Origin of the sequence: Rhodopirellula halodulae (assembly GCF_020966775.1) — a bacterium.
Taxonomy (GTDB): Bacteria; Planctomycetota; Planctomycetia; order Pirellulales; family Pirellulaceae; genus Rhodopirellula; species Rhodopirellula halodulae.
Genome location: NZ_JAJKFV010000009.1, coordinates 33,474 through 55,125 on the forward strand (window position 1 = coordinate 33,474; position 21,652 = coordinate 55,125).

Genomic DNA, 21,652 nt, shown 5'->3' on the forward strand with positions numbered 1-21,652 from the left:
GGGATGAGAAGACTGGCCGTTCAACGTTCTCCATTCCAAACGCAACACGAAGAACATCACAACCAAACCCATCTGACCCAACCATAGTTTCAAACCCTTGTTCCTATACCCCGTCCTATCGATTGGCTTCGCTTTTGTGGCGGTGCCTTTGTTGGTGCACCTGATCAACTTGCTTCGGCATCGCCGGACCAAGTGGGCGGCGATGGACTTTTTGTTGGCGAGCTACCGCAAACAACGACGCTGGATTGTTCTGCGTCAACTGTTGTTGTTGCTATCGCGTCTGGCGGTGGCGGCGTTGTTGATCGCTCTGCTGGCTGGGTTGGTCGGCGGTCGGCAGTGGATTGCCGCGATTGGCGGGCAAACGACGCATCACGTGATCGTGTTGGACGACAGCTACTCGATGCAACAATCCGTTTCGCGAGCCGGAAACAACGATGACGAAACGAGCGAAGCCAGCGGCAACACGGCTTACGATCGAGCCTTGGCGTCCGTCGCGGCGTTGGTCAAACGCTTGGCCGCCGATGGTAACAACCACACGTTGACAGTAATGCGTGCCAGTCGCGCGGCCATGGTTGCATCGGGAGAAAACGCGTCCGCTGATGTGGCGGCAGATTTGTCCGCGCAAACCGTGACTCAGGATGGACGGCAAATTGATCGTTTGATGGCCACGCGAGCGTCTTCGTTGCGAACCGACTTGGTACCGGCGATCGATCTGGCTTCGGACTTGATTGCCGCCACCACGGCCGATTCCCAAACGTTGTATGTTGTCAGCGATTTCACTCAGCGAGATTGGGCCTCGCCGCGTCGATTGGCGGAAGCTTTGGAGTCAGCGGACCAGGCCGGCGCAGACATCCGCATGATCGACTGTGCAAGCAACCGAGGCGACACAACAAACCGCAATTTGGCGATCACGGATTTGACGCCTTCGCCCGATGTTTGGGTGGCGGGTGTTCCAGTGGTCGTCAACGTCACGGTCAAGAATTACTCGCAGCGTGAAGCGACCAACGTGGCGCTTTCGGCCAGCGTCATCACCTATGGGGATGATGTGCAAACGGCTGATCCGACGGTGACGGTCAGCGGCGAAGTCCAGAACTTACCCGTGATTTTGATCGACTCGATTCCAGGCGGCCAGCAATTGACGAAGTCGTTTCAGATCTTCGTCAACGAAGTCGGCACGCACGTGGTGAAGGTCGAGTTGCCATCCGATGCACTGGAGATCGACAATTCACGAGTTTGCACGATTCCGCTCGCAGATGCGCAGCGAGTTCTGGTGATTGATGGTGGCGATGCGGATGCGATTGGAGCGTACCATGTTGCGTCGGTCCTGGATCCGGGAAGCCAGGTTCGCATTGGCGCCATTCCTGAGGTGCAGCCGGTCACCATGCTGCGTGACGTAACGGTCGAGCAATTGGCTCGCTACCGGGCGGTTTACTTGATCGACGTGCCGCAGTTATCGCGCCGAGCCGTCGATTCGTTGACGCAATACGTGGAAAACGGCGGAGGGCTTGGTTGGTTCTTGGGCCAAAACGTGGATGCTGAGAACTACAACCAATTGGTTGGTGGTGAAGCGGGAGGCTTGCTGCCTTTCAACATCGCACCGACGCTGAACTTTGGGACGGACTCGGAAGAGTCGCCCAAGTTGGTTCTGGGTGACGATGCCCAGTTGCTAGGTCCGATCGCGTCTGCTGGCAATGGGATCTTTGGCTTGGTCAACATTCGCCAGCAATGGGTTCCGGCGGTTCCTGCATCGGAAGAGCTTCGCAATGAACTCCGTGGCGAGGACAACGAAGCCGATGAAAACCAGCCGAGCAATGTCAGAACTTTGTTGGCCCGAGAAGATGAGACTCCCGTTGCGACCTTGCATTCATTTGGTCGTGGCCGCGTGGTGACGGTGGCAACCGGATTGGACGGCAGTTGGAACAACTGGCCCGGTGATCCCACCTTCGTTGTGTTCTTGCTGCAGAGCAATGCGATGTTGTTCAGTGGTGCGGCACCGCCAACCAGCCGATTGGTCGATTCCGTCGCCTCGGTGGAGGTTCCTGGTGAATCGTATCTGCCATCGGTTGTTTTGTTGCCGCCCGCGAAAGAGCCGCCTCGATTGGAAATCGAATTGGAAGCAGAAGCCAATGCCAACTCGATTGAGATCTCGCCTCGCGAATTGATCGTTGCTGACCAGGCCGGTCTGGACGAGTTGTTGATGCCTGGAACGATTGAATGGCAACGCACGGGCGTCGACGGGCAAACGATGGTGTTGCCGGTCGCCTCTGTACTGAACGTTGGCGAGTCGGATTTGGCTCGCGTGAGCAACGCCGAAGTGATTCGAGATCTGCTGCCGTTGGAAGTGGAGTTTTTGTCGCCCGGCGATTGGGGCGAACCAGGCGGCGGCGGTGGAATGTCGACGTTCTTGTTGATTTTGCTTGCGTTGTTGGCGTTGATGCTGGCGGTGGAACAAGCTTTGGCGGCCTGGGCTTCGTATCACGTTCGTCCAACAGCCGACGGCGCCGGACCCCGGCGAACGGGACGTGCTCGGCGTGAGACTTCCGTGTCCGAGATGCCTCGCCCCGCACCTCGCGGTCGTTCGCGAAAACGCACGGTCTCGGCGGAGAATCGTCACGAACACGAAGCCGGTTCGACCTCCGCGGGAGCTTCGCGATGAACCCAACCGAACAAGTCGTTTACGAATTCGCGCGAGCCACGACCTTGGACGGTTGGTGGATTTGGGCGGCGGTGTTGTTGGTCGTGGTCGCGGCTTTTTCCGCGTGCGTTTACTTCTACCGACGTGATGTGGAAGAGCTTCGCCGGCCGGTCCGATGGACGCTGATCGGTTTGCGTTTGGTCGCGGTTGCCGCCATTGTGTTTTTGTTCTTCGATTTGGTTCGTCGAACGGAACGTCGAGTGACGCGTCCCAGCGAAGTCATTGTGTTGGTGGACACCAGCCAAAGTATGTCGTTGCCATCCGGCGATTCCATCGAAGCTCCGTCAAGAATGGAACGAGCGCGAGAGTTGGTGGCGGATTCGAATCTCGTCGAAACGTTTGCCGAAGAACATCGCACCAGTGTTTACGTGTTTGACCAAGCGACGGAGCCTCGGTTGGTGCAAACGCGTTTCGATCAAGAAGTCAATGCGTCTGAGGAAGCATCGTCGTTGGAAACGGAGAGCGGCGAACCGACCAGCCCGTTTTTGTTGTTTGGCGGTTTTTGTTTGATCGTCTTTGCAATCGCCTCGGTGGTTAGTTTCGCCTTGGGGATTTTCCGCATTGGTTCAGGACGAGGTTCCAACAAGCGAGCCTCGGTGGGGGCTGCGGAATCATCCGCGTCCGCATCGGCGATTGGCTGGGCGTTGTTGGTGGCTGCGATCACCATGGTCTGTGGCATTGTGTCCATCGGTGGTGTGTATGCCGTCCACACCGATCGCACTCTGACTGAATTGATGGGGATGGAGACCCAAGCCACCACGGATGACGAAACGAATGCAGAAGGCGACGAAGAGGTCTCCGGCGAAACCGACGAAGACATGCCGATGAAGGCGGTCGATTGGGATCAAATCATTGTTGCGGGGGGAGCCCAAAGCCGGATTGGCGACGCCTTGCGTTCCGTGTTGGTGGATCATGATCCGACGACGTTGGCCGGCGTGATCGTGATCACTGATGGGCAGAACAACGGCGGAGCAACCTTGACGTCCGCATTGGCGTTGGCCCGCCGCGGTGAAGTGCCGGTTTATCCGGTTGGAATGGGCAGCAGCCAGCCACCCACCAATATTCGCGTTGTCGATTTGGAAGTGCCGCGTCGTGTGTACCCAGGTGACAAGTTTGTGGTCGCCTCGGTCTTGCAAGCCACCGGGACATCGGAAATGGAAGTTGATGTTGAATTGGTGGATGCATTGGACAACGAAGGTGCCGCCGATGAAGGCTCCGCCAATGGCAGCACCACTTTGCCCGGAGGTGTGGTGCTGGAGACCCAGCGAATCACATTGCAGCCCGACGCGACGCTGACTGATTTGCGTTTTGAGATCGAGCCTCAGACCGTAGGGCGTCGTCGTTTGGCGGTTCGTGTTGTGGTTCCCGCGGAAGATCGCAACGACACCGACAACATGCAAACGGCTCGCTACGAAGTCGTCGCTAGAAAGCTGCGTGTATTGGCCATCGCGGGTGGCCCGACGCGGGAATATCGCTTCGTTCGGAACTTGCTCTACCGAGACGAGTCCGTCCAATTGGACGTTTGGCTGCAAACGGGAATGCAGGGCATGAGCCAGGACGCGGATGAACTGCTGAGCGCGTTCCCGGCGACCGCAGAGGATCTTTTCGAATACGACGCGGTGGTGATGTTCGATCCGGATTGGTCGGCGATCGATGCGTCGTCGTTGGATTTGCTGGATCGATTTTTGACGGAACAGGCCGGTGGATTGGTGCTGGTAGCTGGCCCCGTTTTTCATCCCAAGATTTCCGGCGACCGGTCGGACGGACGCTCGAATCAAATCGGTGCTTTCTTTCCGGTGAACTTGGCAACACGAGGACCGTTGTTGGGCGGTGGTCGCCAGGGCGGTTCGGATTCGTGGCCGCTCGAGTTCACACCCGAAGCGTCGCAGGCTGAGTTCCTATGGGTGGCTGATTCCCCCGAAGAAAGCTTCGGAACGTGGCAAGAGTACGGTGGCGTTTACGACTACGTCGGCGTGAAGAGTGCCAAGCCCGGTGCCAAGGTCTACGCGTACTTCTCCGATCCCACGACCGAGGTTAGTGGTAGCCTGCCGATCTTTTTGGCCAGTCAATTCTATGGTGCCGGTCGAGTGTTCTTTCAAGGCAGCGGCGAGGTGTGGCGTTTACGTGCGGCAGGTGATCGCTATTTTGACAGCTACTACACCAAGCTCATACGCTGGGTGAGCGAAGGCCGATTGCTTCGCGATAGCAACCGAGGCGTGTTGTTGGTTGATTCCGACCGTGCGATGGTGGGGCAAAACATCACGTTGCGAGCCGTGTTGGTGGACGATCAATTTCAACCGCTGACGGAACCATCGGTCACCGCGAAGTTGTTGGCTCCGGACGGAAAAATCAAAGACCTGAAGCTCACGCCGGCGGCTGATTCACCGCGAGGAGGCACGTACACGGGCAACTTTGTGGCGACCAAGAGCGGCAGCTACGAGATTCAACTGGCCGTTGGTGATGCCTTGGACGAGCAGCTTTTGCGTCAGAGTGTTCAAGTGCGTTTGCCGACCAGCGAATTGGAACGACCGCGACGGGCGGACGATGAATTGGAGAACTTGGCCGCCGCGACACGAGGCGAGTACGTCCGCGTGGATGACTCCGTCGCAATGCAAACTGTGCAATCAAAGTTGAACGAAGCCATCGTGCCGCAGTCGCAAGTCACCTTGCTGGCGGGAACACCCGACGCGGCGTTCACACTTCGTCGCAACGCGATTTTGATGTGGTTGATCGCATCCGTGTTGACGTTTGAATGGATCACCCGGCGTTTGCATCGCTTGGCTTAGACGATTGGTGTGCGGCAGCGGACTTGCGAGAAACGACCGCAATGACGCGGGCACGGCCTCAAATTTTCGTTGATGAAGTGAACTCAGGTGGAGTGCGTCGCGAAGTTTGATTGGGCTCGCTATCATTGACGCGGTCGCTTCTCTTCTCTCGATGTTCACCATGACCCAGACGCAACGAAAAATTTTGATCACCGGCGGAGCTGGCAACGTGGGCGGTTCGCTCGCGTGTCGCTTGGCGGAATCGCCGCAGAACGAAGTCGTGGTGGTCGACAATTTGGTCACGGGTGATCGTTCCAAACTGCCACCGTCGTCCGCGAAGAACGTGCGGTTCATCAAAGCCGACGTCAATCGCATGAATGATCTGTCGCCGATCATGACGGCGACTCGTTTCGACGCCGTGTTCCACTACGCGGCGTTGGTTGGCGTGCAACGGACGTTGGCCAATCCCGTCGCCGTGTTGGAAGACATCGACGGTATTCGCAATGTCTTGTCGCTGGCGAAGAACACCGGCGTCGGTCGCGTTTTCTATGCCAGCAGCAGCGAGGTGTATGGCGAGCCGGTGGAGCTTCCGCAACACGAACAGACAACGCCGCTGAATTCACGTTTGCCTTACGCGATCATCAAGAACCTGGGCGAGTCATTCTTTCGCTCGTATCACCAAGAGTTCGGGTTGCCGTTCAATGTGTTTCGTTTCTTCAACACGTATGGCCCCAAGCAAACCACGGACTTTGTCGTTCCCAAATTCATCGCGGCGGCACTCAAGAACGAAGACATTCCGGTCTACGGCGACGGGATGCAGACACGAACGTTTTGCTACGTCGATGACAATTTGGACACCACCACCCGTGTGCTGGACGACGAGTGTTGGGCCGGCGAAACAATCAATATCGGCAGTGATATCGAAGTCACGATCAAAGAGTTGGCAGAGTTGGTGATTGAGATGACCGGGAGTTCTTCCAAGGTCGTTCATTTACCGCCGTTGCCCGAGGGCGATATGACTCGGCGTTGCCCTGACATTACAAAGATGAAAAAGATCTTGGGCCGCGAACTCACGCCATTGCAGGTTGGTCTGGAAAGATTGATCCAAGCCGCGACGGATCGCCAGGCATCCCCAAGCTCTCCTTAGCTCCCACCAACTCAGGCCAATCACGGGTGAACAGTTCCTCATCTCCCGAACCGGAAGGCTCTCGTTCGTCCGATCCATCCCGGGAGGGGATGACCGAATCGCAAACGATCGGCGGCCAAGCCGCCGCGCGTCGTTTGTCGATGGGAGCCACCATGCCGCCGGCGGAGGTGCCCGGCGTTCGGTTGCAACGGTTCCTCGGTTCCGGCGCGTTTGGCCAAGTTTGGGTGGGGCGCGACATCAACACGGGACGCGGCGTTGCGGTCAAGTTTTATCTGCACCGCGGCGGCGTGAACTGGTCGTTGCTTTCGCGTGAAGTCAAGAACTTGGTCCAACTGTCGGCGGATCGACACGTGGTGCAGGTGTTGGAAGTTGGCTGGGACGCCGATCCGCCGTACTACGTGATGGAGCTGATCGAAGGCGGTTCGTTGGAGGACATGCTGGTTCGACGCGGGCGTTTGCCGGTCGCGGAAGCTACGGAATTGTTCCGTAAAATCTTGATAGGCTTGAACCATTGCCACGGCAAAGGGGTGCTGCACTGCGACATCAAGCCCGCCAATATCTTGCTCGCGGCGGACAACGAACCGCGATTGGCGGACTTTGGTCAGAGCCGCATGTCGCACGACCAAACGCCCGCCATGGGAACGTTGTTTTACATGGCGCCGGAGCAAGCCGATTTGCAGTCGTCGCCGGATGCACGCTGGGACGTGTATGCGGCGGGAGCGATCTTGTTTCGGATGTTGGCTGGCAATGCCCCGCACCGAGATCAAGCGTTGTTATCGCAGTTGGACACCGCCGGATCGTTGCCTGGTCGGTTGGCTCGCTACCGTGAAGCCATTGCGTCGGCACCTCCCGCGGCGGAGCAACTTCCGCGGCGTGACGTGGATCGTTCTTTGCGAAAAGTGTTGCAGCGGTGCCTGGAGGTTGAGCCCGAGAATCGATACAGCAACGTGCAGCAGATTCTTGATGATCTGCACCGACGCGACAAAATGCGTGCCCGGCGGCCATTGATGTTGCTCGGGATCTTTGGGCCGTTGTTGCTTTTGTTAGCGACGTGTTTCTTTGGTGCACGCAGCATCGATTTGGCGACTCGCACCGCCACACGGGAACTTCGTACCGAAGCGTTCGGCAGCAACCAATTCGCGGCACGGTTGGCGGCACAGACGTTGGAAACCGAAATCCAGCGTTACTTTGATCTGGTTCACGAAGAGGCTCAACGCGAACCATTTGAGAATTTGTTGGCGGATCTGATCGAGGGTGAAACGTCCAAGCCGGTTTTGGAGCGCATTGCTGCGTCCGAAACTCCATTGGATGCCCTGCAGCGAAAGGACGCTCTGGCCGCGCGAGACGTCTTGTTGGAGCACCCGGCTCAACTCAGTTTGGACGCGTATCTCTCGGAGCGTTTGCTGCAATATCGTCAGCCTTCTGAACCCGGACGACAACGTCAGCGATTGGCGACGATGTTTGTCACGGATCGCAACGGAACGATCATGACCATCGTGTATGGCAAGGCCGTTCCGCGAGAACAAAACTCGGTCGGTCGAAACTTTGCCTATCGAACCTACTTCACGGGTCGGCGGGATGACTTGTTGTCGACCATTCCGATGGATTCGGTGAAGCCACTTCGGCACACGCATTTGAGTTCGGCCTTTCAAAGCACCGCGACCAAAATGTGGAAGGTCGCGATCAGTACGCCGTTGTGGTTGGTCGACGGCGAAGTCGTGATCAGCGGTCGTCGCGAAACGCCGGATCGCGATCCCGACGCGGTGTTTGTCGCGACAATCAACCTGGGTGACTTTCAACTGCTGCAGCGGAACGAGTCGGGTGACGACGCCAGCGATGACAACCCCAGCCAGGTGGCCGTGTTGGTGGAAGCTCGCGAAGGTGCCAAGCGTGGCACGGTGTTGCAGCACCCGCTGATGGATCAGCTTCGCGAAGGTGGACAGGCGATGGCTGACACCACTTTCCAAGTCGATGGCCCGACGATGGATCGTTTGTTAGAAGGCGGCGACGTCGATTATCGCGATCCCATGGCCAAGGCTTCGGACGCGAATGGTTTTGGCGGCGAGTGGATTGCGGCGATGCAACCCGTCACCCTGCCGCAACAAGTGGCCGTTGCCGCGAAGGAAACGGCGGAGGGGGCCGAGTCGGATTCGGAAGTCGGGATCGCCGTTCGCGAAACGGCGAACCCGAATGCGTTGGTGGGCGAACCGGAAGGTGAACACACGGATTTGTTGGTGCTGGTCCAGTATCGATTGTCGGAAGTGCTGGGGCCGGTGGACGAGCTTCGTCGCTCGTTGTTGTTCGAAGGTGCGTTCAGTGTGGCTTCGATCTTGGTGATGACGTTGTTGTTGTGGTGGGTGGTCCGCCGAGTCACGACGCAAGACGAACGGCGTGCCGCGCGGGAAGCTCAAACGCCAACTGAACCACCCGAACGAATCGACACGATGACGCTGAACTGATCCCGCTCCATCGATCCGCCCATCGTCTTCTTTCGTGGTGATTGCGTTGCGATGGCATGGAGTGAACAGGATGAATGCTCAAGAGCCCGGAAGCCCGGAAGCCCGAAAGATCGAAAGCCCGGTGCGGCGGATGAAATCGGGTTACACTGCACGTGCTGAGTTCACTGAATGGCTCGTCCATTCGCCGCCGTGACTTCGACCCGCCTTTCATGCCCACCTCTTCCGCCCAATCTGATTCTGCTGCCGCAACGTGCGCGGACGACCGATCTACGGTGGCCGTGCCGAACACCTCGGCCAAGCAGGACTCGATCGACACCATTCACCAACGAAGCTTGCTGTGGATTCTTCGGTTGGCGGCCGGTCTGTGTTTCGCCGGTTGGGCGTGGGTGCATTACTACTGGGAAGGCCCCTACGGTGTCTTGCTTTGGCAGGACGCGACCTACGACTTTGCCGAATCGTTGGGCGTCAGCTGGGATGAATTTGTTGGTACCGGCGCCAACGATGGTTGGTTGCAAATTTGGTTGTCTCGGATCACTTGGCTGTACGTGATTTGCACAATTGTTTGTTTCACCGCCGGCCGGACATCGTTTCGGATGTTCGAGCGGTTGCAGGTCGCGGCTTTGCTGGGCGGTTGTGGTTTGTTGGTGGTGCTGAGCTACGCCAAATACTTGTCTGCCCAGCATCAGTTGCCGATGTTCGTCGAGCACGGTGGGCAAATGCTGGCACCGCTCGCGTTGGTCATGGCGATCACTTTGGGAGTTCGTCACCGAGTCACTGTTGTGACATGCATCGTCGCGGTGGTCATGACGTTCGCGGGGCATGGTTGCTACGCGATTGATTGGTGGCCAACGCCGTCGATTTTCTATGGCATGACCACGGTCGCTTTGGGGGTGGAGTACGAAACCGCGGAAAAACTGTTGCGTGTGGCGGGCGTGTTGGACTTCCTCGTTTGTTTCGCGATTTTTGTCCCGCGAATTCGTTTGGTGGCGGTTGGTTGGGCGACCATTTGGGGATTGCTGACGGCCGCCGCCCGACCGGTGGCGGGAATGTCGATGACGCTGAATTACTGGGGCGCCGACCAATTCCTTCACGAAGCCGTGCTGCGTAGCCCGCATTTTCTGCTTCCGTTGTTTCTGCTGGTATCTTGGTGGTCCATCGAAACCAGGGCGATCCGGAAGGCCTGCAAGAAGCTGGCGGCGCTTTTCGGTCGCCATGATCGGCTTCTCGAATCCCGCACGGAAGGCATGGTTGCCACCACGCAGGTTTGATTCCATTCAGCAAACTATTCACCCATTGTTTCACTTCATGTCAAAGACGCTCTTTGCTCTCTCAGGAAAACCAATGAATCGATTGAGTCGTTTTGCGCTCGCTTATTTCGCGTTGATGTTCTGCGCCGAAACCGTGCTTGCTCAACCAGGATCCGCTCCGCGTCGTCGCCGTGCTGATCTGAGTATCCCCGATGTCGCGAAGAAGGACGTGATTTGTTTTGCGCTCTACACCGTGCATGACAAAACGCTGAAGTTGACGGCGCAGTTTTACCCGCTGGACGACAACGATCCCAAAACTGCACGGTTGGAAGTTCAGCAAGACGGAGCATGGAAGAAGGTCGCGGAAACCAACATCATTGAAGACGGATGGACCGCGCCCTTTCGGGTGGATGATTGGGACGATTCGCAAACGGTTCGATACCGAGTGACCCACGGAACGGAAGCCAGCTACGAAGGCACCGTGCGTCGCAATCCAGTCGACAAGGATGAAATCGTAGTCGCGGGTTTCACTGGCAATTCGATCCAGCCCGCTCACGGAGGCGACATTTCGCGTCAAGATTTGATTGACAATGTCAACAAAGTCGACGCCGACGTGTTGTTCTTTTCAGGCGACCAAGTCTACGACCACAACCGGCATTACGCGGCTTGGTTGAAATTCGGGCGAGATTTCGGCGACATCATCAAAGACCGTCCGACGGTTTGTTTGCCGGACGATCACGACGTGGGGCAGCCCAATCTGTGGGGCGAGAGCGGCAAAATTTCAACGCTGTCGGGTGCCGCCGACGGAGGATACTCGCAACCTGGCAAATACGTTCGCCAAGTCGAGCGGGCTCAGACCAGTCATTTGCCGGACCCGGTTGATCCGCACAAAATCGGCCAAGACATCGGCGTGTATTACACCAACTTGAATTGGGGAAACATCGATTTCGCAATTCTGGAAGATCGCAAATTCAAAACGGGGCCTGCCGGACGAGTGCCAAAGCAGGGGCCGCGTCCCGACCACATTCGCAATCCCGATTACGATCCCGCCAGCGTGGATGTGGACGGAGCAGTGTTGCTGGGCGAGCGACAGCTTGATTTCATCGAGGATTGGACGGCCGATTGGACCAACGCTCACATGAAGGTCGCTTTGTCGCAAACGATCTTCTGCGGTGGGGCTCATATTCACGGAGCCGCCAACGGGCGTTTGCACGCAGACATGGACAGCAACGGTTGGCCACAAACAGGACGCAACAAAGCCTTGGCCGCTCTCCGCAAAGGTTTCGCGTTTCACTACGCCGGTGACCAGCACTTGGCGACGATTTTCCATCACGGGATCGACGAATACCGCGATGCGATTTGGTCGTTCTGCGTTCCATCCATTGCGAACTTGTATTTGCGTTGGTGGTTGCCGGTCGAACCCGGCGCCAACCGCGAACCCGGTGCGCCCGAATACACCGGCGATTCGCTGGACGGGTTTGCGAACAAAGTCACCAATTACGCCGCCGCGAATCCTGAGATGAAACCGCAGGGAAATTTGTTGAACACGCGTGCGGCCGGATTCGGCATCGTGCGTTTCAACACCAAGACTCGCGACATCACAATGGAATGCTGGCCTCGCAATGTGGATGTCACGGACCCGCAGGCAAAGCAATATCCAGGTTGGCCGCGAACCATTTCCCAGTTTGACAATTACCAACCGCCGTCCTGGGGCAAGTTGGGTGAGATGACGTTCGACTTCGAGAACCCGGTGGTTCAATTGGTGGACGCGGAAACGAAGGAAGTGCTCTACACCGTCCGCGTTCCCGGAAAACTGTTTGTCCCGCATGCTCCCAAGGGCAAAGCATTCATCGTGAAAGTCGGCGAAAACGCACCGGACGCAACGATCAGCGTGCAGGCCCGCGTCGGTGGCGAACCAATGCACGTCTCGAAGAAGTGAATCGACGGCTCAAAATCTAATTTCGCATGGGTCGCGGTCTGGCAACTTGTCGGGCCGCGATTTTTTTGTGCGCGACTGAATGATCGGTGATTTACACGGGGCTTTCACAGAGATTTTACGGATGCGTGATCTCGACATCGCCACCATGTTTTCGGTGGCATCTTCGCTATCTCTTGTGACAGGAAAACTTGCCCTGTCGCAATCATTTTCCGGTGTGGAGTGGGAGTGATCTGCCGTTGTCAATCTTCAAACGCTATGCCATGATGACGCCTGCTCGGCCCGCGACAATTTTTCCGGCCAATTGCCTCGGAAAACGTCGCGGGCTTTGGCTCGAACCGACTTTGTTACAAATTTCACAAAGTGCCCTTTCATGGCAATGACTCAAAGCGTGACCCGGATCAAGAAGGGCCTCGACCTTCCCATCACGGGATGCCCCGAACAGCACATTGAAGCCGGTCCTGCGATCCGCCAAGTGGCATTGTTGGGCGACGATTACATCGGAATGAAGCCAACGATGTTGGTGGCCGCGGGCGACCGCGTGGTCTTGGGCCAGCCGGTGTTCGAAGACAAGAAAACACCGGGTGTTGTCTATACATCACCCGCGACGGGAACGGTCGCCGACGTGGTTCGCGGTGCCAAACGTAAATTCGAAGCGATCATCATCGACGTTGACGCTGGCTCCGAGGAAAGCACGACGATCGAAGGCATTGCCGGATCAGACCCGCTGGCTTTGGGCCGCGAAAAGTTGGTCGACGGTTTGGTCAAGATTGGATTGTGGCCGTCGCTTCGCACGCGTCCATTCGGCAAGGTGCCAATGATCGATAGCGTGCCTCACTCGATCTTCGTCACCGCGATCGACACCAATCCATTGGCTGCGGATCCCGCGGTGGTTTTGGCGGACCGCAAAGACCAATTCGTCTTGGGTTTGCAGGCGTTGACCCAATTGACCGACGGTGCGGTTCACCTGTGCCAAGCCGAGAACGCATCGGTGCCGGGTGGCGACGTCAACGGCGTGCAGTCGGCTTCCTTCGCCGGTCCTCACCCCGCCGGTTTGCCCGGAACACACATTCATTTCCTGGATCCCGTCAATCTGAACAAAACGGTTTGGTACATCGGTTACCAAGACGTGATTGCGATCGGTTCGTTCTTACAGACCGGGCAACTGGACACACGCCGCGTGATCTCGCTGGCCGGTCCAATGGTGAACCAACCACGTTTGATCGAAACTCGATCCGGAGCTTGTGTCGATGAATTGATCGAAGGCGAAGTCAACACCTCGGTGAATCTGCGAGTGATCTCAGGTTCGGTGTTGAACGGCCACACCGCCGTCGCGCCGCATCAGTTCTTGGGACGCTATCACAACCAAGTCTCGGTGATTGAAGAAGGCGACCACCGCGAATTCTTGGGATGGCAAAAGCCCGGTTTCGACAAATACTCGGTCAGTCGCATCTTTGCCTCGGCCATGACGCCGGACCGCAAATTCGACTTCACGTCGTCGACCGGTGGCAGTGAGCGGGCCATGGTCCCGTTGGGCACCTACGAAAAAGTGATGCCGTTGGACGTGTTGGCGACTCAGTTGTTGCGATCGTTGATCGTTCGTGACACGGATTCGGCCCAGCAGCTCGGCGTTCTCGAACTAGAAGAAGAAGACTTGGCCCTGTGCACATTTGTGTGCCCCGGCAAATACGAATATGGATCCTTGATCCGAGAAAACCTGACAACCATTGAGCGTGAAGGTTAAGGAATATGAAAGCACTACGCGACGCATTTGATCGCGTCCACCCGTTCTTTGCCAAAGGCGGACTGCTCGAGAAAGCGTACCCGATGTACGAGGCTCTCGACACGTTCTTGTTCACGCCCGGCGAGACGGCTCACGGACGCACGCACGTGCGCGACAACATTGACCTGAAACGCATGATGATCACGGTCGTCTTTGCATTGATTCCGGTCACGTTGTTCGGCATGTGGAACACGGGCTATCAAGCCAACTCGGCCATCCAAAAGATGACCGAAGCCAACGTCGATTTCGACTACGACTGGCACCACACCGTGCACACGGCCATTGGTCTGGGGCACGACCCCGCCAACCACATCGACAACTTCGTTTATGGGGCGATCTTCTTCATCCCGATCTACGTCGTTTGTATGTTTGTCGGTGGTCACGTGGAGTTGGTGTTCAGTGTGCTGCGAGGCCACGAAATCAACGAGGGTTTCCTGGTCACCGGTTTGTTGTTTCCGCTCACGCTTCCCGCTTCGATCCCGCTTTGGCAAGTCGCCGTGGGCATCGCGTTTGGTGTGATTGTCGCGAAAGAAGTCTTTGGCGGCACGGGACGCAACTTCCTGAACGTGGCACTGACTTCGCGAGCTTTCCTGTACTTCGCCTACGCGGGCCAAATCAGCGGTGACAAAGTTTGGACCGCTGTGGATGGCTTCTCCGGTGCAACGGCACTGGGGCAAATGGCAAACGCACGTGACAACGCGGTGGAATCGCTGGGTGCGGTTCAATACGTGTGGGGTGCGGAAGAACCGATCACGTGGATGCAAGCGTTCATCGGAACAATTCAAGGTTGCGTCGGTGAAACGAGTGCTCTGCTTTGTCTGGTCGGAGCATTGATCCTGATCGCCAGCGGAATTGGTTCGTGGAAGATCATGGGTGGCGTGGTCGCTGGCGTGACCGCGACTGCTCTGTTGCTAAACGGCATCGGCAGCGAAACCAATCCCATGTTCGCGGTACCGTTTTACTGGCACCTGGTCATCGGCGGCTTGGCATTCGGTTTGGTCTTCATGGCCACCGACCCAGTCAGTGCTTCCATGACGGAGCTTGGGAAATGGGTTTACGGAATCCTGATCGGATTCATGACCGTCCTGATTCGCGTCGTGAACCCTGCTTTCCCAGAAGGCATCATGCTGGCGATCTTGTTCGGCAACGTGTTCGCACCGTTGATCGACTGGGCCGTCGTCCAACTCAACATTCGACGGAGGGCCGCACGTTATGTCACAGCCTGATTCGACCATGAAGACGATTTTGACCGCCGCCGTTTTGTGCGTGGTCTGCTCGTTGGCCGTGAGTGCCGCCGCTGTGGCATTGCGACCGGCTCAGGAAGAAAACAAAGTCCTCGACCGTCAACGCAACATCTTGGATGCGGCGGGCCTGTCGATGGGCGAATTTGGAAAGCTCTCGTCAGAGCTGGATAAAGAACAAATCGAAACGCTGTGGACTTGGGTCAGCGAAGAGTTGGTCGACCTGGAAACGGGCGAGGTCAACACGGAACTGAACCCCGAGGAGTACGACCCTCGCGAAGCGGCGAAGAAAGACGATCAGAGCATTGAGATCACCGAGCCAACGTTCGACATCGGTGTGCCTCGTCGCGAAAAGGTGGCTCGCGTTTACTACGTGAAAAAGCCGGGGAGCGAAAAGGTCGAGATGGTCGTGCTTCCGGTATACGGCAAAGGCCTTTGGTCCACGTTGTACGGCTACATGGCACTGAAGAACGATCTGGAAACCATCGCTGGTTTGACGTTTTACGAGCACGCCGAAACGCCGGGGCTGGGTGGCGAAGTCGACAACACCAAGTGGAAGGCTCAGTGGGTCGGAAACAAGTTGTATGACGCTGACGGTAACCCCGCCGCTCGTGTCGCCAAAGGGCCGGCTCCTGATGGCGATGAGTACGCGGTCGACGGATTGTCCGGAGCGACGATCACCTGCCGTGGTGTGACGAATCTGGTCCGCTATTGGGCTGGCCCGAACGGATACGGTCCTTTCTTGGATCAATTGAAGAAACGAATTTCCGGTGACGCATCCGCGGAAGCCGATCAACCCGAAACCGACGTTGAAAGTGGTGTCGAACAATACGACATCGACAACGCCGGCACCAAAGAACCGGTGGGAGAGTAAATCATGGCTGCCCCCAAAGTCGGCAAGGTCCTGTTCGGACCCGTCATCGACAACAACCCCATCGCGTTGCAGATCCTTGGGATTTGCAGTGCTTTGGCGGTGACAACGAGTATCCAAGTTTCGATCGTGATGTCACTCGCGGTGATCGCGGTGACGGCGTGTTCGAACGCGGCGGTCTCGGCGATTCGGCACTTCATTCCCGGCAGCATCCGCATCATCGTGCAGATGACGGTGATTGCGTCGTTGGTGATCGTGGTTGACCAAGTCCTGAAGGCTTACATGTACGACATCAGCAAGCAATTGTCGGTGTTCGTCGGTCTGATCATCACGAACTGTATCGTCATGGGACGAGCGGAAGGCTTCGCGATGAAAAACGGCGTCTGGGTCAGCTTCCTGGACGGGATCGGCAACGGTCTTGGTTACGGCATGGTGTTGCTCGTCGTCGCGTTCTTCCGCGAATTGTTCGGCAGCGGTTCGCTGTTGGGCTTCGAACTGTTTCAACTGGACCGCAACGGCGGCTGGTACAACCCGAACAACTTGATGCTGTTGCCGCCCAGTGCGTTCTTCATCATCGGGTTCTTGATTTGGGTCATTCGTGCCAACAAACCCGAACAAATTGAGGAGGCCTAAGCCATGCTCGAACAATATCTCAGCGTCTTTTTGAAGGCGGTTTTCGTCGAGAACCTCGCGTTGGCGTTCTTCCTGGGAATGTGCACGTTTTTGGCGGTCAGTAAGAACGTCAAAACGGCCATCGGATTGGGAATCGCTGTGATCGCGATTGAAACGATCACGGTTCCGGCTAACCAGTTGATCTACAGTTTGCTCTTGAAGAAGGGCGCGTTGACTTGGATGAACGGTTTCATCGGCACGGACACGATCAACTTCGCCGATGTCGACCTCACGTTCCTCGGATTCATCAGCTATATCGGCGTGATCGCCGCGATGGTTCAGATCCTCGAGATGTTCCTGGATCGATTCCTGCCAAGTCTTTACAACGCCCTGGGGATTTTCCTCCCGCTGATCACCGTGAACTGCGCCATCTTGGGTGCGTCGTTGTTCATGGAGCAGCGAGAGTACGCGTTTGGTGAATCGGTTGTCTTCGGTTTCGGCTGCGGTGTCGGTTGGGCCTTGGCGATCATGGCTCTCGCCGGAATTCGCGAAAAATTGAAATACAGCGACGTTCCTCCGCCACTTCGCGGTTTGGGAATCACCTTCATCACGGTTGGATTGATGTCGCTTGCGTTCATGTCGTTCAGCGGTATCCAGTTGTAAGTCGCTGAATTCTTCGAACCTCGTCCTTTCCCAACCACTTTCATTTTCGGTGCAGACAATCCGCGGGATTCCATTTCCGCGGGCTCTCCCTCCTACGATCGAATCAAAATGCTTTCCCTACCTCTGATGATTGCGGCCTTTGACGCTACCGAGGTCATTCTTGGCGTGCTGATGTTCACCGTGGTGGTGATCGCATTGGTGCTGCTCATTTTGGCTGCGAAGAGTCAACTGGTGGCTTCTGGCCCGGTCAAAATCACCATCAACGGCCAAAAAGAAGTTTCGGTTCCCGCCGGTGGTAAATTGCTGGGGGCCCTCGCGGATGCGGGAATCTTCGTCAGCAGTGCATGCGGTGGCGGTGGTACCTGTGCCCAATGCAAAGTGAAAGTGACCGACGGCGGAGGCGACCTGCTCGCAACCGAAGCCGGGCACATCAGCAAGAAGGAAGCCGCAGAAGGCGAGCGTCTTTCATGTCAGGTTGCGGTCAAGAATGACATGATTGTGGAAGTTCCACCGGAAGCGTTTGACACGCAAAAGTGGGAATGCACAGTCAAGAGCAACAACAACGTCGCGACGTTCATCAAAGAGTTCGTCCTTCAGTTGCCCGAAGGTGCCGAGGTCGATTTCCGTGCCGGTGGTTACATCCAGATCGAATGTCCTCCGCACGAAATTCACTATAAAGACTTTGACATCGACGAAGAGTATCACCCGGATTGGGACCAATACAACATTTGGCGTTACGTGTCGAAGGTTGACGAGCCCGTCATTCGTGCTTATTCGATGGCCAACTATCCCGGCGAAAAGGGCATCATCATGCTCAACGTCCGGGTTGCTTCGCCGCCACCGCGTGCACCCGAAGGCACGCCGCCAGGGAAAATGAGTAGTTACATCTTCTCGTTGAAGCCAGGAGACAAGGCAACGATCAGTGGTCCTTATGGAGAGTTCTTCATCAAGGACAGCGATGCCGAGATGGTTTACATCGGTGGTGGTGCAGGGATGGCTCCCTTGCGTAGCCATATCTTCGAATTGTTCAAACGTCAGAAAACGGATCGCAAGGTCAGCTACTGGTACGGTGGTCGAAGTCTTCGTGAATTGTTCTACATCGAGCACTTCCGTGAGATCGAAAAGGACTTCCCGAATTTCAAGTTCAACATCGCGTTGTCAGAGCCTCAGCCCGAGGACAACTGGGACGGATATGTTGGATTCATCCACCAAGTCTTGCTCGATAACTACCTCAGCAAACACCCCGCACCCGAAGACATCGAGTACTACATCTGTGGTCCTCCGATGATGAACGCGGCTGTCTTCCGTATGCTCGATGATCTTGGGGTTGAGCCCGAGAACATCGCCTACGATGACTTCGGCGGCTGATCTCGGCGTTTGATTTCGGCCGATCGCAAATAGACCGCACCGGCGTTTGTCGGTGCCCAAGACCCATCGACGTTTCGACGTCGGCAAAACGAGCTTTCATGTGGAAGCTCGTTTTTTCGTTCTGCTTCGCGTGATTGTCACGCATTCACGCGGCGTGCTTCGCCGCGTTCCTCATCGCCCTGATTGAAGATGAGATATCTCCACCACGTCGCCATCGCGACCGTTTTTGGTTTGGTTGCTAGCCTCGCTGGGGCGGAGTTTGCTTCCGCCGCGGACTTGCTGACTTTCCGTGGTGCGACCATGGGCACGACCTACATGGTCAAAGTGCATGGTGCTCCTGAACGTGAGGATTGGGAAGCAGAAACCGCCACTGCGATTGAACGCGAACTGCGTTCGGTCAATGACCAGATGTCGACTTACCTGAAGACGTCCGAGCTGAGTCGTTTCAATGCGTCGGAGTCGACCGATTGGTTTGAAGTAAGCGCCGACGTGGTCGATGTGGTGAAAGCTGCTCTTGAGTTGTCTGCCCAAACAGAGGGTGCGTTTGATGTCACCGTCGGTCCCTTGGTCGATCGATGGAGTTTCGGTGCTGGAGAGAGAAAACGTGATATTCCGTCGGAGGAGGAACTGGATCAACTCAAAGAACAAACTGGCTACAAGAACCTATCGGCCCGAATGGATCCGCCGGCGTTGAAGAAGGACATTGCAAAGCTGCGTGTGGATTTGTCGTCGATCGCGAAAGGGCACGGCGTGGATCGGATTGTGGCTCTGCTGGCGGATCGTGGTGCCAGCGATGTCTTCGTTGAGATTGGTGGCGAGGTTCGAGTGTCGGGCGACAAGTCGGGCGAGTCTTGGCGGGTTGGAATTCAGAAGCCGGATGCTGGTGGGCAAGAGCTGTTAGTAGCTCACGAAATTCGTGACGCAGCGATGGCGACTTCGGGTGACTATCGCAATTTCTTTGAGGTTGGCGACCAGCGTTTTTCCCACACGATCGATCCCCGAACGGGACGGCCCATCACGAATGGGTTGGCCTCGGTCAGCGTGATTGCAGACAATTGCATGTTGGCTGACGGATGGGCAACGGCATTGAGCGTGGTCGGGGCCGAGGAGGCGATGAAGCTGGCGCGTCAGAATGACTTGAGCGTTTTGGTGGTGCAGCGCGTCGGCGAAGCATTTGTCAGCAGCGGCACGGGCGATTTGTCGGAATATGCTGATGTCGACCAAGCCGACTTGGCTGGCGCGGAGGCCACAACATCATCCTCAGACAATCAGAACGACGCCAGTTTCGCGAAACGCATGACACCGATGCTGATTTTGACGGGGATTGTGTTTGGTGCTTTTCTGCTGGCGATGGCGGTTGGAGTGATCTTTGGTGGCAAAGCCATCAGTGGATCATGCGGTGGTCTGAATGCACAGGTGGGCGAGGACGGTGTGTCTCGTTGCACCATGTGCAGCACACCGTCGGAAGCTTGCCAAGAATTGCGTGAGAAGATGGCGGAGAAGTAGTTGCGGGCTTACTGCTCAAGCTTCTGTTGTTTTCTCGCCTACGCGTTTTGCATCTTCTGTCTGAAATCGGCGAGTTCGATCTTGGGTTGAAGGTTGCTCCGGTCGGTGCCGATGGCAACCGCGGCGATGTAGCCTTGGCGTGGTGTGACACTGCGAACTTGCCAGTGGCGGCCTTGCGCGAGCGAAGGATCCTTCAGTTTCAACGTGGGCGTGTTGGAATTCGCGTTTTCAAACGCAAACTGATCGAGCGGCGTTTGCAGTCCCGTTCCAATCGCTTTGATGAACGCCTCTTTGAGCGTCCAAATTTTCAAGAACAAGAACTGTTTCGCGTCGGACGTTTTGGTTCGTTCGAGTTGCTCGATCTCTTCCGGCGCGAAGTAGCGGTTGGCTAACCCGGGATCGGTCTTGCGCTGGATGCCTTCCACATCGACACCCAGCCAATGGTCCGCGCTCTCCGTACCCAGACCGCACAACACCAAGCCCTTTGTGTGAGCGATGTTGAACGGTCGACGCATTTCGGTGGGGTGTTCGACGATGGGTTTGCCATGATCCAGATGTCGAAACTGGATTTGGTGCGGCGCGGTTTGGTCACCAGCCAAAAGGTAGCGAGCCATGCCGCGGCCGATGACGTGTTGGTGTCGAGCCGAAGCGACTTTGAACTTGGCGGCCGATTGGTGTTCTTCTTGGGCCAGCCAACGCATGCAGAACGTTTCGATTTTCCCTGGGGTGTCTTCGGCCGCCGACGCGTACCAAAGTTGAATGTGGCAAAGTTCCGAGGTGGCGGGCATCGAAATCCTGAATATTCGTGATGGAATGCTGCTCGAAGTGGGACGTTATGATCGGCAAAACCGGGGGCATCCGTCAATCGTGCAAGCGCCCGCCGGATTCGTGTTCGGTTCAGCGTTTGCGTTGAGGTTTGATCGCGGGGCGGTTCGATGTCAACCATATGCTGTGCGCTCCCCTCACACGATCGATCGTCTTCGCCGAATCCGCATTGGAAGCCATTGCGTTTGATCGCGGAACGTTGTGGTTGGTGGCTGGTTTTTTGATGCTCGGCTGGGTCATGGCTCGGATGACCATCACCCGGCGTCGCAAGGGGATCCAGCAACGGAGCGAAAACCGCGAGGTGCATCGCCGTTTGGAAAACAAAAGCAACACTGCGTTGCCGTTGAGCGATGCTCCGGTCGAGACCCAACGTTGGCAAGTCGCAATGTTTGATTTACAGCGAGAGTTGACCGGCGAATTGGACACTCGCGTTGCGATCGTTCAAAACCTGTTGCGTCAGGTCGATCAACGAATCGCGGTGCTCCAAGAATTGGAAAAACGTCAGCGAGGTTGATCTGCACGTATCGACTCGCT

General features: G+C 56.7%; 15 protein-coding genes. 14 read left to right on the top strand and 1 reads right to left on the bottom strand.

The genetic code is table 11. The features are described 5' to 3' along the window. The first annotated feature begins 97 nt into the window (after positions 1-97). The 13 genes from LOC70_RS06560 (at position 98) to LOC70_RS06620 (ending at position 20,293) form a co-directional block, all read left to right on the top strand. Positions 98-2,656, top strand: a complete 2,559-nt coding sequence (locus LOC70_RS06560) for a BatA domain-containing protein (protein ID WP_230252678.1) — start codon at positions 98-100, stop codon at positions 2,654-2,656. Beyond that, positions 2,653-5,481, top strand: coding sequence for a VWA domain-containing protein (locus tag LOC70_RS06565; protein WP_230252679.1), 2,829 nt, complete (start codon positions 2,653-2,655; stop codon positions 5,479-5,481). Before LOC70_RS06560 ends, LOC70_RS06565 begins: the two co-directional genes overlap by 4 nt. A gap of 160 nt (positions 5,482-5,641) precedes the next feature. Next, on the top strand, positions 5,642-6,607 hold the full coding sequence (locus LOC70_RS06570; protein ID WP_230252681.1) for an NAD-dependent epimerase/dehydratase family protein: 966 nt from the start codon (positions 5,642-5,644) through the stop codon (positions 6,605-6,607). Positions 6,608-6,696: 89 nt separating this feature from the next. Beyond that, positions 6,697-9,066, top strand: a complete 2,370-nt coding sequence (locus LOC70_RS06575) for a serine/threonine-protein kinase (RefSeq protein ID WP_230252682.1) — start codon at positions 6,697-6,699, stop codon at positions 9,064-9,066. Positions 9,067-9,275: 209 nt separating this feature from the next. Then, a complete protein-coding gene (locus tag LOC70_RS06580) occupies positions 9,276-10,334 on the top strand; it encodes a hypothetical protein (protein WP_230252684.1) in 1,059 nt (352 codons plus the stop codon). Between the two features lie 73 nt (positions 10,335-10,407). Then, positions 10,408-12,252, top strand: a complete 1,845-nt coding sequence (locus LOC70_RS06585; protein WP_390889011.1) for a hypothetical protein — start codon at positions 10,408-10,410, stop codon at positions 12,250-12,252. Between the two features lie 370 nt (positions 12,253-12,622). Next, the gene (locus LOC70_RS06590) at positions 12,623-13,993 is read left to right on the top strand and encodes a Na(+)-translocating NADH-quinone reductase subunit A (RefSeq protein ID WP_230252687.1); all 1,371 of its coding nucleotides are present in this window, start codon (positions 12,623-12,625) and stop codon (positions 13,991-13,993) included. A 5-nt stretch (positions 13,994-13,998) separates the two neighbouring features. Beyond that, entirely contained in the window at positions 13,999-15,258 is a 1,260-nt protein-coding gene (locus LOC70_RS06595; protein ID WP_230252688.1) for an NADH:ubiquinone reductase (Na(+)-transporting) subunit B, read from the top strand. Further along, positions 15,245-16,147, top strand: coding sequence for a Na(+)-translocating NADH-quinone reductase subunit C (locus tag LOC70_RS06600; protein ID WP_390889005.1), 903 nt, complete (start codon positions 15,245-15,247; stop codon positions 16,145-16,147). Before LOC70_RS06595 ends, LOC70_RS06600 begins: the two co-directional genes overlap by 14 nt. Before the next feature lie 3 nt (positions 16,148-16,150). After that, positions 16,151-16,777: an NADH:ubiquinone reductase (Na(+)-transporting) subunit D gene (locus tag LOC70_RS06605; RefSeq protein WP_230252690.1), complete on the top strand. Its 627-nt coding sequence runs from the start codon at positions 16,151-16,153 to the stop codon at positions 16,775-16,777. A 3-nt stretch (positions 16,778-16,780) separates the two neighbouring features. Next, on the top strand, positions 16,781-17,419 hold the full coding sequence (gene nqrE, locus LOC70_RS06610) for an NADH:ubiquinone reductase (Na(+)-transporting) subunit E (RefSeq protein WP_230252691.1): 639 nt from the start codon (positions 16,781-16,783) through the stop codon (positions 17,417-17,419). 108 nt (positions 17,420-17,527) lie between these two features. Then, entirely contained in the window at positions 17,528-18,787 is a 1,260-nt protein-coding gene (gene nqrF, locus LOC70_RS06615) for an NADH:ubiquinone reductase (Na(+)-transporting) subunit F (protein ID WP_230252692.1), read from the top strand. Between the two features lie 189 nt (positions 18,788-18,976). Beyond that, positions 18,977-20,293 carry an FAD:protein FMN transferase gene (locus tag LOC70_RS06620; protein WP_230252693.1) on the top strand — a complete coding sequence of 439 codons (1,317 nt, stop codon included), beginning with the start codon at positions 18,977-18,979 and terminating at the stop codon, positions 20,291-20,293. Between the two features lie 38 nt (positions 20,294-20,331). On the opposite strand, the gene LOC70_RS06625 is transcribed toward LOC70_RS06620, so the two are convergent. Beyond that, positions 20,332-21,081, bottom strand: a complete 750-nt coding sequence (locus LOC70_RS06625) for a 4'-phosphopantetheinyl transferase family protein (protein ID WP_230252695.1) — start codon at positions 21,079-21,081, stop codon at positions 20,332-20,334. A gap of 158 nt (positions 21,082-21,239) precedes the next feature. Between LOC70_RS06625 and LOC70_RS06630 the strand changes: the two genes are divergently transcribed. Beyond that, a complete protein-coding gene (locus tag LOC70_RS06630; RefSeq protein WP_230252696.1) occupies positions 21,240-21,632 on the top strand; it encodes a hypothetical protein in 393 nt (130 codons plus the stop codon). Positions 21,633-21,652: the final 20 nt, after the last annotated feature.